This is a genomic window from Mesotoga sp. H07pep.5.4, from assembly GCF_003664935.1.
GTDB lineage: Bacteria > Thermotogota > Thermotogae > Petrotogales > Kosmotogaceae > Mesotoga > Mesotoga prima.
In genome coordinates this window covers 130764-145236 of sequence record NZ_JFHM01000001.1, presented here as the reverse complement: position 1 = coordinate 145236, position 14473 = coordinate 130764, and the positions used below count along the sequence as shown (strand labels likewise).

Below are 14473 nucleotides of genomic sequence, written 5' to 3'. Positions count from 1 at the left end.
TTTGCGTAATATAATCTCTTTGAGACAAGGTCACATTTCTTAACGCGAAGGAGAGATTAGGTTTTGAGACTTGTGTTGATTGTCTTTGTGGTTATCGCATCTGTTGGTTTGTCTGTCGATATCCACCAGATCGAACCACTTATAGACAGCTATTCCGAACTGACTTCTAGACGGTACGAAATGGAAGACGGCAGTTTCACCACCGTAACCGTGATTCCGTTTGATGCAGTACCCGGCCTAGATCTTCCGATAAAGGATGTTGTCGGTTTGTTATTCTTCGAGCTGCCGGAAGGAGCGACACGCGTATCGTTCCTGAATGTGGCCGTTACGGGGAAGTGTAAGCGCGGAGAACCCGTTGAAGGAGTCTGGGCCGATCTCTACATAATTGGTGAGGAGTATATCTTCCAGACGGTGAGACATGATCCATATATTGCTACCGGCTCAGAGGGCCTGCTAATCGCATTTTGTGTCTATCTCGATACGTCCATTTACTACTCCGTAACTCTCGAGGGTAGAATCATGGACGTACAATGGGAATTCAACGTCGGCAAATGATATTATGATGAGGCAGTCTTGTCCAAATGAGGAGGCAGAGCCATTTTATGAGAAAACTAAGTAGAAAGATATCGCTACAGTTTCTGCTCTTCGTCCTGGCAGTCTTGACTGTCCTTGTGGCTCTGCTTTCCGTTACATTTGTCCACACAGCGACCGACGAATACAAGAATTATCTAAGCTCAAAGAAGCAATCCGTCTTTCAGTGGTTCATCGACTTGCGCAAGGATATGAAGGTTTTTGTCGACGGTTATTCGCTTGAGGGAGTTATTGATGATGGTTGCGATATTCTCGTTCGACTTGGAGACGAGCGAAAGATAATTCTTAACAGGCCAGCCATCTCAGAAGGGCAGTTAAACGAAATCCAAGAAGCAGAAAACGGATTCAAAATGCTCGAGGGACAGCTCGTCTACTTCTCGACTGTAGAGAGCAACGAATCGCGATACGTTGCCGGAATTGTCTTCGACAATGAAGATGTGGAAGAACTGTCGGCATTCCTTGGGCAGGACGGAATCGCCTTCCTTCTGATCGATGATCACTTCGTAATCCCGAGAGAGTTCTCGGATTCCGGCCTCTATGTGAGAACGGTGCTGGATGAGGAGAGGTGGTCAAGTGAAATCCCATTCACCGTGAGCGAACCGAGGCCCGCCTTCTCCCTCTTCTCCTCGGGATCGCTGTTCTTGGCCGACAAGGTTTCGATTGGCGGAGCCGACATCTATGTGTTGCAGTCTGAGGGTCTAATGGTGATGCTCAGGAATAGGCTACTCCCAATACTCAGCATTGTGTTACTCGGGGTATTCGGCTTTTCCTTCGTGCTGTCCTTCACTCTCAACGCCCATATATCCAAGGCCCTGTCGGAGCTGCTGAAGGGTTTCGAGTCGATAAAGAAGGGCTCCTTTGTCAGGGTTAAACTCAATTCTAATGACGAGCTGGGCGAGATCGCCTCCGAATTGAACAACACGATGGTCTTCATTGAAAAGACGCTTGACAGACTGAAGAATTCGAATGAAATGCTCAGGAAGGTTTCGAAGGAGGCACAGCAGGCCAGCAAGATGAAATCGGAGTTTCTGGCAAACATGTCTCACGAGATGCGCACCCCTATGAATGCGATTCTCGGTTTTGCCGAGCTTTTGATGAACGATGAAACAAATCTGGAAAAGATGAAGTATCTCAAGACTATATACAGGAGCGGGGAACATCTTCTCAGTCTCATAAACGATGTTCTAGACCTCTCAAAGATCGAAGCAGCGAGATTCGATCTGATAATTTCCCCGTACAGCCCTGCAAAGCTGGTGAAAGAGATCACCGAAACATATCTGCCCATGGCGTATTCGAAGGGATTGCATTTCGCAAACAGCATTACAGAAAGGGTTCCAGAATACGTCGATGGAGACGAATTTAGGATGAGACAGGTCTTGACCAATCTGGTATCCAACGGACTCAAGTTTACTGACAAAGGTTACGTTTCAGTGCTTCTCGATTACGATGGCCACCACCTGATATACACGGTTCAGGATACAGGTTCGGGAGTCTCCAGAGAAGAGATAGACAAGATCTTCGAGCCCTTTATTCAGGCCGACGGTACGATGTCGAGGAAGTTTGGCGGAACGGGACTCGGTTTAACCATAACGAAGAAGATCGTTGAACTGATGGGCGGATCAATTCGCTTCGAGAGCAAAGTTGGCGAGGGTTCGAAAGTCACAGTTAGGATTCCTTCTCACGTTTCTAAGGAAGTACCGAAGCAAAAGGAGAAACCCGAATTGCCGCCAACGGGAAAGGTTGTTGTTGCCTCTGACGACGAGGACTTCCTGACAATCGTCGGCGCGATGCTCAAGAGAAATGGAGTGCACTACGAATCTGTGAAAAACCTTTCGAATCTCTCGAGAGCTGTAAGGGAATTAGGTGCGTCCCTTGCAGTGGTAGACGCGCCAAAGAATGCCGATGATGCCCTTGCCGCGCTAGATGGGATCAGCGAAGCTGCCGTCATTGTGATCACAGATGCCACCGAGAACGAAATCCATTTCGGGAAGAAAGTAAACGAAATAATTCAGAAGCCTGTGAAGGAAGACGAGCTCATGAGCAAGATCGGCAACTACTTCGATCTCGGCCCCGGGCAGGACAACGTCAAATACAGGATATTGCTAACGGAAGACAACGAAGCCAATCAGCTGCTTATAAAAGAAGTTCTCGAAAAGGCCGGTTACTCTGTCGACCTTGCCGGAAATGGCAAGCAGGCGATCGAAATGGTGAGAGACTTCAACAAGTACAATCTCATCCTTATGGATATGCAAATGCCGATCATGGACGGATATGAAGCCACAAAGGCCCTTAGACAAGAGGGTTACAAGATACCAATCGTTGCCCTGACCGCACATACGATGCAGGGAGACGAGGAGAAGACGATCGAGGCCGGTTGTGACGGCTTTTTGGGAAAGCCTGTCAAGCAGTCGGATCTTCTCGAGATCGTGCGATACCACCTGGGCATATTCGGGAAGACCGGTAACAAGAGATCCGGAGTCCGTCCAGTCCAGCGAGAGAGAAAGCATTCACCGGACAATATCACAGTCTTCGCGAAGGATATGGGGCTCTCTATGGAAGAGGCCTCGGCCATGTTCGAGGAGTACGGGAAACACATCGACAAGACAGTGGCTACTCTCGAAAGCGCTCTTGAAAGGAAAGACATGGGTTCGATCGCAAGAGAAGGCCACAGTCTTAAGGGTTCCGGCAGAATGTATGGCGTTGAAGAGATTTCCGAGGTGGGCTTCAAAATCGAGACGGCCGGGAAGAACGGCGATGAAAACCAGATATCAGACGGGATAGTAGAGCTAAAGAGGATTTATCGTAAGCTCTGGGAGTGAGGAGCGGCGACTGCAACAGAAGGTCTCTCACTTTTACCTGGGTTTTCAAGGATCGTCAATACTCCCTGAATTTTCTCAGCGAGATGATCCCATACAAATCTTTAGAATGCAATTCACTTCGCTAGAATCCGGTCTATGAAGAACCCTGAACCGCAGCCAGCAGAAATTCTCCGTTTAGAGAAGTACTGGAATTTTCGATATGATAACATTGAGATTATTGTCTCTAACGCCGAAAAATCTGTCCTGACTGGAAAGTTCTAGAACGTAGGCATTGGAACAGTTCCAGGCGAAAATCCTTTGGAAAGAGAGGGGAATAGTATGAGCAAGGTCTTCTTTACAAACATGGAGACGACTCCCGAAATGGGACTTCTGAAAAAAGTCGAGGCCTTACTTAAGAGAGCCGGACTTGAAGATGTGGTCCAGAAGGATAAACTTGTCGCCATCAAGCTTCACTTCGGGGAGTACGGAAATCTCGCATACATCCGGCCAAACTATCTGAGGGTGATCGCCGATCAGATCAAGAAACTGGGCGCCGTTCCCTTCCTCACTGATGCGAACACTCTTTACAAAGGGAGCAGATCAAACGCAGTCGATCATATCACAACCGCCTCCCTGAACGGGTTCACAATGGAGTCGGTGGGCGTTCCCGTGGTGATCGCCGACGGCTTGAGAGGTTCCGATGAAATAGATGTGGAAATTGAGGGAGATTACATAAAGAAGGCGAAGATCGCATCGGCCATAGCTCTCGCCGACTCGCTTGTAGTAGTCAGCCACTTCAAAGGGCACGAACAAACGGGCTTTGGAGGCGCTCTGAAGAACATCGGAATGGGTTCGGCGTCGAGGGCAGGAAAGATGGAGCAACACTCGGAATCGAAACCCGTAGTAAGAGAGAAGAACTGTGTAGCCTGCGGGATGTGTGAAAAGAACTGCCCTACGGGTGCTATTACTGTCGATAGGGTCGCAAGAATAGATTATGAGGTCTGTATCGGATGCGGCCAGTGTATAGCCATGTGCAATTATGGCGCGATGAGTGCAGGTGTCGGAGGAACGCCGGAATCTCTAAGCAAGAAGATCGCCGAGTACGCCCTGGCGGCCTCAAAGGGAAAGAATGCTTTATATATCTCCTTCATAAACAACGTATCGCCTGACTGCGACTGCTGGCACATAAACAGGCCTCCAGTCGTGGAAGACATCGGCATAGTGGCGGGCAGAGATCCCGTAGCGGTGGACAAGGCTTGCATAGATCTGGTAATTGGAAGGCTCGGATACGACCCCTTCGAAAGGGCCCATCCCGGAATTAGCTGGCACCACCAGCTTGAACACGCCGAAAAGATCGGCCTGGGCAAAAGGAGCTACAAACTCGAGAAAGTAGCCTGCTTCGGCAGATAGAAACTTGGATTCGTGTTAGCCTGATTACTTAGTCTAAACCAGATCGGTTATCAATCCCTTTACTATGTCGCCCAGCGTCTCGAGGCTGAACTTTTCTCTTCCTATCTGGAAGTTTTTCTCCGCGGTTTCTTCGTATTTCTCTCTGTCGAAGAGGAGTTCCGTGATCTCTTTAACGGCGCTACGGATAGTCTGCTCCGGCATTTCTGCCAGTCCGTCGCTGTAGATATACCTATCCCCCAGATCTACGAAAGAGATCCCGCTGTTCTGTATATCGCTCTTGAATACGCTGTATCTGAAGAGGGCGAGTGGCTTCCTGTACACAAGCGCCTCCAGAAGCTGGTTGCCCCAGCCCTCGAATACGGTTGGATATATAACGATGTCTGCGACGCCGTACGATTCGAAGAAGGCCGCCTGGCTCAAGGAGGATGAAGAGGAGATGTCGATCGCTTTTACTCCGAGCCGGTTCGCAAGTTCATCTAGCTTTTTCCTGTAGTCCATCGACTGCCTTTCGGTCAATCCGGAATACACGAGGACGGCCCTCCCGGTAAACGGCTCCCCGTTGTAAAGCTTTTTCCCCTTCAAAGATCCCGCGATATCATTGAAAGCCGCGATTAGCCTTATAGAGATCTCGACCGCCTTTCTCTCCGTTATCCTGGTTGCCTGGAGAAAGACGATATCCCCCTTCTCTATCCCGGCCTCGCTTCTGAGCGTTCGAATGCGCTCATCGGAGATAGAGACGGGCCCGCTGAAGTCCATCACATTCGGCACCACGGTAGCCCTGATACCCCTCCTCTCGAAGAGATCGGAAGCGGAGATCGAGTTGATCGTGAGATTCTTGACGTTTGGGAGATCGGGAGGAAAGTAGTTTTCCAGGAGCTCCATGACGCTTCGATAGGGACTGCTGTAATAGGGGCGGTCCCACCAGAAGTCATGGTTGTGAGAGATAAACGGCTTACCCGACTCCTCCGCGAAGTCATGCAGGGCCAGTCCCGCAGGTATAGACCATCCAAGCGACCAGATGTTGTTCGGTATAAGAAGATCGAAGTCGGAGAGAACAGATCTGAAGCTGCCTAGAATCTCGGCGGTTCTGATGGAGAGTTCATCGAGCAGTTCGCTCTCCGATGAAGGCGTCCTGCCGTAGAGCTTCGAATTCAGGATTTCATTTTTCTCGTCGTTGTATTCTATCTCCGGAATCACAATGTCGACACCGGGAGCGTTGTTTCCCGCAATGATCTCCACCGAGTGACCCATTCTCGAGAGAACCTTGCGCCACTTTTCCATTTCAAGGGAGACACCGTCCATCAGTCCGGCCCTGTAATGAATCAAACCCACTCTCACAAGAACACCCCCTTGCCGAATCGTCACAGGAACTCACTACTAATATCCAATAATCTTGCCGGCATGTCAATAGTTCAGATAAGCCATACAGTAACGAGCCGTTTGGAACGGGGGGCAAAGATGATAAAATCCATTAATATTTCTATTTTCCTAAGGAAAAACGACTCATGATGCTTCTATAAGGAGGGACCGAATTGAAGTGTGGAGTAGTGCTTACGGGTTGTGGCTCTGAGGATGGAACGGCCGTTGACGAGGCCATAATGACCTTCCTCGCCCTGGATAAGGCAGGGGTTGAAGTTGTTTCTCTGGCGCTGGACAAGGATCAATACGAGGTTATTAACCACCAGACAGGAAAACCGGCTGAACTTGAACAGAAGCGAAACCAGCTCGTAGAATCTGCCAGACTGCTCAGTAGACCGGTAAACAGCATCGATACCTTCACTGGGGAGGATCTGGACCTGCTCGTCATTCCCGGCGGGAAGGGAGTCTTGAAGAGCCTATCTACTTTTGAAGACGAAGAGGATCACTACAGAGTTAATAAGAGCCTTGAAAGGCTTATCGTGAACTGCTTCTTCGGTAAGAAGCCTCTGGGAGCGATCGGAGAAGGTGTTTTAATACTTGCAAGGGCTCTCGAGAACGTAGCCTCAAATCTTACCGTCACCGCTTCGGGCAATCCCGAAGATAGGATGACCGTCGTCGAGAAGCTGGCCATAGATCATGTCCCCTGTGAAGTCGGTGAAATGTGCGTCGATAAGACAAACAAAGTTGTAACTGCTCCGCTTCTTGTTCGAGAAGATGGCCTCATGAAAAAGAATGAGAGCGTCGAAACCTTCGTCAAGAGGCTGTTCGACCTGCTGCCAGGTTGAATCCTACCATAACGGTTCTCCACTAGGCCTTTTCAGAACGTCTGTAAAGGAGTTCACTGGCCGTAAAAGAAATTATTGCGATAATGAAGGGAACTAGGTAGAAGATTATTCTGTAGAGTATCAACGCCGCCACAAGAATATCTGGCTTTAAGGAGGGCGAGAAAATTACTACTGTAAGCGCCTCAAAGACTCCAAGGCCTCCGGGGACCTGACTCGACAGACCCGCAAACTGCGACAGAAGGAAGACGCCCAGAACCTCAAGATAACCGATCTCCGGGGGAAGGAGCATGAAGAGAACTCCTGCGGAAAGCAGCCAGTCGAGAATGGATATACCAGTCTGGACCAGCGTGAAAGACTTCCCAGGAAGAGTGAAGCTCCTTCCCTTTATTCTGAACGGCCGTTTTCTGAAGCTAACCACTATCACGTAGAGAACATAGATCCCGGCAGAGGCGATTCCGATAGCCTTCAGTGATCCAAAGGGTACCGTTACGGCACTCTGAAGAACGGGCGGCCAGAGAGTGAAAAGGATGCCTGAAAGGGCGAAGAAACCAAGCCAGAAAGTCAGATAGTTGAGGATTATTATTGCGAGAATCTTACCTCCTGCAACACCCCACTTTCCGTATAACCTGAAGCGGACGCTTGTTCCCGAAAGAAACGTGAAACCGATATTCTTGCTGAAAGTGTATCCAACGAAAGAAACAAGAGCGGTCGACGTAAATTTCAGTTTGACTCCCGCCCTTCTGGAAGCGATCAGATCATAGAGACTGAGATTGAGGTAAGTCAGAAAGGTCAAAAAGACTGCGATTACAAGCCTCGAAGCTGGAACCTCCCCGACCTTTGCAATGATATCATTTACAGTGTAGCGACTCAGCTCTCGAACGAGAACGTAGATCGAGACGCTGAACAGGATTATACCAAGAAAGGGCAGCAGCCTTCTCAAAGAGAGGAGTACTTTTCTGATACCGATCACTAGAGAATCTCTTTCGGCACTCTAACTCGCACAGTCACCAGTGGATTCACCACCTGGCTTATCATTAGGTCGCATGTGATGCTTGTCAGCATATAGGCTCTTTCAGCGGGGATAGACTTCCAGTCGGCGATGAATTCGATGGCCCTCTTCACCGCCCCGCGGCTCGCCTCTTCCAGAGTCTTCGCACTGAACAAGAGGTAGAAATCCTCTTCGGTTTCGACGGTGGGACTTTCAACGGGCATCTTATCAATATCTACACTGAGTCTCACCAGGGCTCTTATCTCAACGCCTGTACCGCCGACTTCACCATCCCCCATCCTCGCATGAACGTCGCCGAGGGAGAGATTCCCTCCCTTCACAAAGACCGGAAGATATACTCTTGAACCGGTCGTTATATTTTTCGTGTCGAGGTTTCCGCCATGACTTCCCGGAGTCGTGCAGGAAACGGAACCTTCGGCCGGAGCGTTTCCGATTACACCTATCATAGGCTTTATTTCGATGCGCTCTCCCAGAAACGACATGAAATTGCCGTCAATCTTGACGATCTCGGTGACGCACTCCTTGGAAACGTTGCTGACCGGGCCCCAGAACGGGCAGGTCTCGACAACGCCCTGACTGTCCAGCTCTATCCTCTCTATACTGACTACTATCGTGTCACCCGGCATCGCTCCTTTTACTGCAATGGGTCCGGTGGCCGGATTCACATGAGTTAAGTCGAAGTCTCCTCCGACGGTCTGAGACTCTGAAACGATTCTGTGGCAGAAGCAGTCCTCCGTCTCCACTATTACAGTATCCCCCGGGCTCACTTCCAGAACGGGCTTGTGTTCAGGCGACATATCGTAAACTAATCTGTCTCTTCCAATTCTGTGCAACACGGGACGCACCTCCAATGACTGATATTGTTTCAATACTACCGCGATGTTGTTTTAATCCAAAGAGACATCATATGTTTATTATAATAAGGGAAATCAGCACCATGCCCAAGGAAATCATCTCGAGCTTCTTGAGCTTTTCACCGAAGAACAGCAGGCTTCCAAGACTTATCATCACAACGCTTCCGGCACTGTAAACGGGAAAGACCACGGAACCCTTCATTTCTTCGAGGGCCATTATGAGAAAGAAGGATGAGAAGAGGTTTGGCAGTCCCACGATCAGCCCTACGATTGCTTCCCTCTTATGGAAAGATTTACCGGACCTCTTCAGAAAGAACGCGCTTATCGCGAAAGCGCTTGCAAAGACGCTGAAGAGAAAGACATTCTTGTATCCGCTTACGGTGTAGTTCTGGAACAACTTGTTCATGAATTCGGCCAGTCCGCCGGTGATGAACAACATGATTAAAGCGGCTTTGAAATTCTGCCTCCCCGATCCGAAAGGGTTGTTTACGAGTACGATCGAGAAGATGGCAAGGCCGATCCCGACCCACTGCAGCGCTTCCGGATACTCCTTCCAGACCAGCAAAGAAAGAATCATGGGTATGAGAATCCCGAGCTTTCCGAAAGCTCCGGAAAGGCTTGCCCCGCTTTCCCTGACGCTCTTCTGATAAAAGATAAAGGACAGAAAGAAGAAGAGACCGGAAACGAGTCCCAAAGACAAGCCCCAGACTACGCTGCTGGTGAGGCTGAAAAGACGCTCTCCCTTCACTATGACTTCGGCCAGAGATCCTCCCCCTGGACCTACGGCCGGTCTTTCAATCCCTATCATGACGAGCGCTACTAAAAACGCGCTCAGGTAATTGAACGTCGTAACCGCGAGCCTGTTGTAGCTTCTTCCCTCCGTTACCTTGAAAATCATTGCTATAGAGGAACTGGAAAGTATCGCCAGCAAAAGATAGAACACTCCGACCTCCCTGATCCGATGCCTTCTCTTCTTATTTGCAGGTGTAATATATTCTTGGCGACCAAGACAATTATGCCACAGTCTCTCTACGGGATGGTGATTAGATGGCCGAAAGACTGATAGAAGTATTCTCAGGTTCCGACCCCGAAAAAGACCTGAAGGAAATGCTGGAAGAGAAACAGATGATCGGCTACTGGACGGTTAAGACAACGGAAGAGCTTTGGCAGACGAAGATACTGGCGCTTGCCGAGAACAGCGAAAAGGTCCTCGACTCTCTCGAGCAGCGCTTCACCCAGGATGAATCCTTCAGGGCAATACTCTTTCAAGTGGAAGCCTCGCTTCCAAGAGCTCAAGAAGAGGAGAAAGAAGAACAAAATCAGGCCACAGAAGAGGAGAAGAAGCCCAAGAAGGGAATCTTCAAGCGAATAAGCAGAGAAGAGCTGTATCACGACATCTCGGAGATGATCTCGAACGACGCGGTAGACATAGCGATGATAGTATTGTCGGCCATCGTAGCCACGATAGGCCTGGTGAGAAACAGCCCCGCAATAATCATCGGGGCGATGGTGATCGCTCCGATGCTCGGACCAAACGTCGCGCAGTCCTTTGCGACGACGCTCGGAGATTTCGGGCTTCTCGCAAAGTCAGTGAGAACGAATCTTATCCGTATCGGACTGGGCTTTGCCTTCGCTCTTGTCTTCGGACTGCTGTTCAGACTAGATTACACTACTCACGAGATAACCAGTCGAACGGTGGCCAACCTGGGCGACATTGTACTGGCGTTCGCATCGGGAACGGCGGCAGCCCTGTCGATCACTTCGGGTGTTTCCACTTCGCTCATAGGGGTTATGGTAGCGGTTTCGCTTATGCCCCCTCTCGCTGCGGCGGGAATGCTGCTTGGAAGCGGAAATATAGAGGGATTTTCCGGAGCTATACTCCTGTTCTTTGTCAATATTGTCTGTATAAACCTCGCTTCAATCATAACGTTCAGACTTCAGGGGATAGAACCGCGCTCCTGGTGGGAAGCGAATAAGGCGGGCAAGGCAGTGAGGGTTACGATAATTGGCTGGGTAGTCGTTCTCGGACTTCTTGCGCTCTCGCTATTCCTGAGCGAACTTCTCTAGCACGGTAACATATGTTACCGATCGGGGCTCTTCGGTTTGCTAACATAGTACTAGCATTAAAGGCGAGGTGATGAAGTTGGTGAAGAGCTCAATCGAAAAGGGCAAGGTTGCACTTGACAGACCCGGACTAAAGGGACGGATAATCTACGACAGAGAGAATGCGCAGGCGGTCGTCATTGACATAGGCGAAGGAATGGAACTGGCCGAGCACAAGACACCGGTAGATGTTTTCATACTCGTGCTCGCCGGTAGAGGGATAATCACAGTCGGCGGAGATAAGCATGAAGTTATGAAAGATGACATTATAGACAGTCCAAAAATGATTCCGCACGGAATAGTCAACACCGGAGAGGAGACGATGCGGGTTCTTGTAGTGAAGGCGCCTCATCCATAGAAATTAAGGCCGGGTCTTAGCCTTTCCGACCCGGCCTCTCATTTACTAAGTCTTCAGTTCATCCGAAAAAAGAATTTTCAAGTTATATCGTCGGAGTTCTTATTATAGGTCTGATTCCTCTATTTATGCTGTTCTTCTCATAGATCATTATCTCAAAGGGGATCCTGAAACTGAGAGGGCCCACCGTACCCTTCATACTCCCGAGGCTTCTGTCCCTCGAGAAGTTGATCAGCGTTATGCCCTCTTCCCACGCGCATCTATGGATCTTACTTACAATCCTTCTGGCACTTCGGATATCGTCCCAGCCGAAATGAAGGACATCCCAGGACCTCAATCGCTCATTCATTCTCGGGATCCTCACCAGAGGTGAAAGAGTCCCCTGAGCGAGCAGTTGAAATGCCCTCAATCCCTTCGGAAGGCGTGTGATTCCGAAGTCCTGCTCGCCGCTCGTATCGAGGACCAGGGCGAATGCTCCTTCCGTCTTGAATAACCTCAATCTCCTCTCTGTAACCATCACCTCGAAGGCCTTCGTACCTTGAAGGAGGAGGTCATGATCCTTCTCGAGAGGTTTGTACAGGTCCAATATCGTTTCGAGGTCTACCTCCCTTTCCACAAAAACCGACTTCTCCTGAGAGGTCTTCCTAACCGGGCAGGCGTAGAAGTCCAGAATCGCCGTAGTGGAGAAACCCATGTGCTTGAGAATCTTCTTCGAGGCAATGTTGTCGGCCTTAACCGACGCATATCCGAAATCGAAATCCGTGGGGCCGAGCAGATTCTGCAGTTCCTGAATGATCGATTTCAGCCAGCGGGCTACTTTCAGCCTGTATTTCGGGTTCGTCCGAAGCCCAAAGAGATAGATGGCCTTTTTGATCTCTCCGTTTACGATCAGGTTGTCGATTCCAACACCGATACATCCAATGATGTCATATGCGTCTTCGGCAATCATAATGAAACCCTCTTCGAAGTACTTCAGTCTTCCAAAGAAGTCCTCTCTGAAGGCGACCAGCCAGATACTCCCCTCCTGAGCCGACTCTCGCTCGATCTTGAGGAGCTTTTCGTTGTCATCGATTGAGGCGAATCTTACATGGATGTTTCCTGCCTTCTTGTTTTCCATCAACGGCTCATATCTTCAGATAGGAATCGAACCATTCCAGTATTGCCCTCAAACGCTTTTCTCTATGTATGGGAAGGCCGCCTCTGGAAAGCTCGTGGTTCTCCTTCGGGAAGAGCACCATTTTGGCCTCTTTGCCGAGATGCCTTAGCGCTGTGAAGAATTGCATCGCTTCGGGGACCCAGCATCTGTAATCTTCAAGGGAGTGAATGAAAAGAATCGGAGTGACGACGTTGGGCGCCGACATCAGAGGTGACTGCCTTAGATAACCCTCGAGGTTGTCGAAGAAATCGCCTCCGGTTTGATCGCTTGCAAAGAAATATCCTATATCCGTAGTGCCGAAGAAGGAAATCCAGCTCGAGATAGACCTCTGGGAGACGGCCGCCTTGAAGGCGTCAGTATGTCCTACAATCCAGTTTGTCATGAAGCCGCCGTATGAGCCTCCGGTGACACCGAGCCTCTCTTCGTCGACGAAATCGCACTCATTTATCACGTACTCGACGATTTCCATTATGTCTTCGAAATCCCTTTCTCCATAATGACCTCTTATGTCGGCGAAGTCGGTCCCGTAACCGGCGCTTCCCCTCGGGTTGCAGTAGATAACTGCATACCCTTCGGAGGCCAGAGTCTGGAATTCATGTATATATCCGCCGCCATATGCCGTCTTCGGCCCTCCGTGGATCTCCACTACGGCCGGGTATTTCTTCCCTTCCTCGAAGTTGAGCGGCCTCATTATCCAGCCTTCGATCTTTTGACCGTCAGAGGCCTCCACTTCGAAGCTCTCCGGCTTCGACAGCTTTATACCCTTAATCCAGGAGTTGAAGTCTGTGAGCTTCTTCCTCTTGCCTTTGACGAGAGAGTAGATCTCCAGTGGCTCTGTCGTGGTCATCTCTGAAAGTAGAAGTTCCTCGCCTGCAACATCGAAGCAGTCTATGCTCCCCGAAGAGACAGCGATTTCCTCTACCTTTCCTTCTTTATCCATAGAAATCAGCTTTATCTGCGACCCGGCAGTTACCAGCGAATAGAGCTTTCCTTCTACAACCTTCATGGAAGTGTTTGGCGAGACACCCCTCACATCGCTGTTCAGGCTGTTGCCGAAGTACAGGTCCATTTCCCTGGCAAGAGTAGTAAGAGTGAAGGATTCCAGATCAACGTGGACTATGAAGGGATTGGTTGGGAAGCCCTTTTTGAAGTCTGTCGCAACGGCGAAGAGTTCGCTAACGTCTGACCACTCGCAATGATAGAAAGAGAGACTGTCGTCACCGATTCTCTTCGCAGTTTCACTCTGCAAATCGAGGAGGTATAGACTGCTCCATATCGGCCTCTTCTCCCTGTCTTCGGTTGTTATTACCGCAACGCTCTTTTTCTCGGGAGATAAAACGATGCTTTCGATATCACCTCCGACGGCCGTAATCGGTTCCATCTTTCCATTTTCGAGTTTCATCTTATATAGATGGCCCACTCTGTTCTCGGTGAATCCAGCGCCGTTAGAGACAAATGGTATTCTGTCTATTTCGTAAACCTTCTTCTCTGGCGGCTCGTCTTCTTCGATCTTCTCAGGATCTTCCCCGGGGGCATGCTTCGTCATGAATAGAACCGTCTCCGAATCGATCCACGAGACAGAGGAGAATCCTCCTTTAAGAGTCTTCACCAGTCTGCTTTCACCGCCCTCAAGAGGCAGAAGATAAAGCCCGGTTCCTTTAGCCTCCCTGTCTCTCTTCGAGACAAAGAGAATGCTTTTGCCGTCTGGACTGACGACGGGAGAACCGTCCTTCCCACCCCGGGTCAGCTGACGGACTTCTTCATTCTTCATGTTGCCCAACCAGATGTTGCTTTCGTACTGGTTCTCCTTCTTGTTCATCGTCTTTCTTACAAAGACAAAGTTTTCCCCATCGGGAAAGATGTGAAGATCGCCCACAGCGGAGTATTTGTAGAGATCCTCAAGCTTCAGCTTCTTCAACTAGATCACCCCTTTCAGAATCATTCTACCAGAATGACGGCTTTTCATTCTCGACTTCCTTATGATGCTAAAATT

At 49.7% G+C, this 14473-nt stretch carries 12 protein-coding genes; 6 read left to right on the top strand and 6 right to left on the bottom strand.

The annotated features are described in order from the left end of the window. Positions 1 to 72 precede the first annotated feature (72 nt). From Y696_RS00620 to Y696_RS00610, 3 genes are all read left to right on the top strand, one after another. Entirely contained in the window at positions 73 to 555 is a 483-nt protein-coding gene (locus tag Y696_RS00620; RefSeq protein ID WP_259459816.1) for a hypothetical protein, read from the top strand. Positions 556 to 602: 47 nt separating this feature from the next. After that, entirely contained in the window at positions 603 to 3410 is a 2808-nt protein-coding gene (locus Y696_RS00615; protein ID WP_121509544.1) for a response regulator, read from the top strand. 318 nt (positions 3411 to 3728) lie between these two features. Continuing rightward, positions 3729 to 4799: a DUF362 domain-containing protein gene (locus Y696_RS00610; protein WP_121509543.1), complete on the top strand. Its 1071-nt coding sequence runs from the start codon at positions 3729 to 3731 to the stop codon at positions 4797 to 4799. Between the two features lie 33 nt (positions 4800 to 4832). On the opposite strand, the gene mggS is transcribed toward Y696_RS00610, so the two are convergent. After that, on the bottom strand, positions 4833 to 6137 hold the full coding sequence (gene mggS / locus Y696_RS00605) for a mannosylglucosylglycerate synthase (RefSeq protein ID WP_099772529.1): 1305 nt from the start codon (positions 6135 to 6137) through the stop codon (positions 4833 to 4835). 194 nt (positions 6138 to 6331) lie between these two features. Between mggS and Y696_RS00600 the strand changes: the two genes are divergently transcribed. Beyond that, positions 6332 to 7003, top strand: coding sequence for a DJ-1/PfpI family protein (locus tag Y696_RS00600; RefSeq protein WP_099772530.1), 672 nt, complete (start codon positions 6332 to 6334; stop codon positions 7001 to 7003). 22 nt (positions 7004 to 7025) lie between these two features. Here the strand turns inward: Y696_RS00600 and Y696_RS00595 are convergent, their stop codons facing one another. From Y696_RS00595 to Y696_RS00585, 3 genes are all read right to left on the bottom strand, one after another. Further along, a complete protein-coding gene (locus tag Y696_RS00595; RefSeq protein ID WP_121509542.1) occupies positions 7026 to 7973 on the bottom strand; it encodes a lysylphosphatidylglycerol synthase domain-containing protein in 948 nt (315 codons plus the stop codon). Next, entirely contained in the window at positions 7973 to 8848 is an 876-nt protein-coding gene (locus tag Y696_RS00590) for an acetamidase/formamidase family protein (protein WP_121509541.1), read from the bottom strand. The genes Y696_RS00595 and Y696_RS00590 overlap by 1 nt, the downstream gene beginning before the upstream one ends. 67 nt (positions 8849 to 8915) lie before the next feature. Next, complete coding sequence (locus Y696_RS00585; RefSeq protein WP_099772533.1) at positions 8916 to 9809, bottom strand: DMT family transporter; 894 nt, start codon at positions 9807 to 9809, stop codon at positions 8916 to 8918. 104 nt (positions 9810 to 9913) lie between these two features. On the opposite strand from Y696_RS00585, the gene Y696_RS00580 reads away from it, so the two are divergent. Both Y696_RS00580 and Y696_RS00575 read left to right on the top strand, forming a co-directional pair. Beyond that, positions 9914 to 10933 carry a TIGR00341 family protein gene (locus tag Y696_RS00580; RefSeq protein WP_121509540.1) on the top strand — a complete coding sequence of 340 codons (1020 nt, stop codon included), beginning with the start codon at positions 9914 to 9916 and terminating at the stop codon, positions 10931 to 10933. Positions 10934 to 11003: 70 nt separating this feature from the next. After that, the gene (locus tag Y696_RS00575; protein ID WP_099772535.1) at positions 11004 to 11327 is read left to right on the top strand and encodes a cupin domain-containing protein; all 324 of its coding nucleotides are present in this window, start codon (positions 11004 to 11006) and stop codon (positions 11325 to 11327) included. A gap of 82 nt (positions 11328 to 11409) precedes the next feature. Here Y696_RS00575 and Y696_RS00570 read toward each other — a convergent pair whose 3' ends face one another. Continuing rightward, complete coding sequence (locus tag Y696_RS00570) at positions 11410 to 12441, bottom strand: GNAT family N-acetyltransferase (protein WP_121509561.1); 1032 nt, start codon at positions 12439 to 12441, stop codon at positions 11410 to 11412. 7 nt (positions 12442 to 12448) lie between these two features. Continuing rightward, positions 12449 to 14398 (bottom strand): S9 family peptidase, encoded by a 1950-nt coding sequence (locus Y696_RS00565; RefSeq protein WP_121509539.1) that lies wholly within the window; start codon positions 14396 to 14398, stop codon positions 12449 to 12451. Positions 14399 to 14473 lie beyond the last annotated feature (75 nt).

Bases quoted from the DNA above. Each gene is read 5' to 3' on its own strand.
- Y696_RS00575 (WP_099772535.1), top strand. From the start codon at position 11,004: ATGAAGTTGGTGAAGAGCTCAATCGAAAAGGGCAAGGTTGCACTTGAC.
- Y696_RS00615 (WP_121509544.1), top strand. From the start codon at position 603: ATGAGAAAACTAAGTAGAAAGATATCGCTACAGTTTCTGCTCTTCGTC.
- Y696_RS00610 (WP_121509543.1), top strand. From the start codon at position 3,729: ATGAGCAAGGTCTTCTTTACAAACATGGAGACGACTCCCGAAATGGGA.
- Y696_RS00580 (WP_121509540.1), top strand. From the start codon at position 9,914: ATGGCCGAAAGACTGATAGAAGTATTCTCAGGTTCCGACCCCGAAAAA.
- Y696_RS00570 (WP_121509561.1), bottom strand. From the start codon at position 12,441: ATGGAAAACAAGAAGGCAGGAAACATCCATGTAAGATTCGCCTCAATC.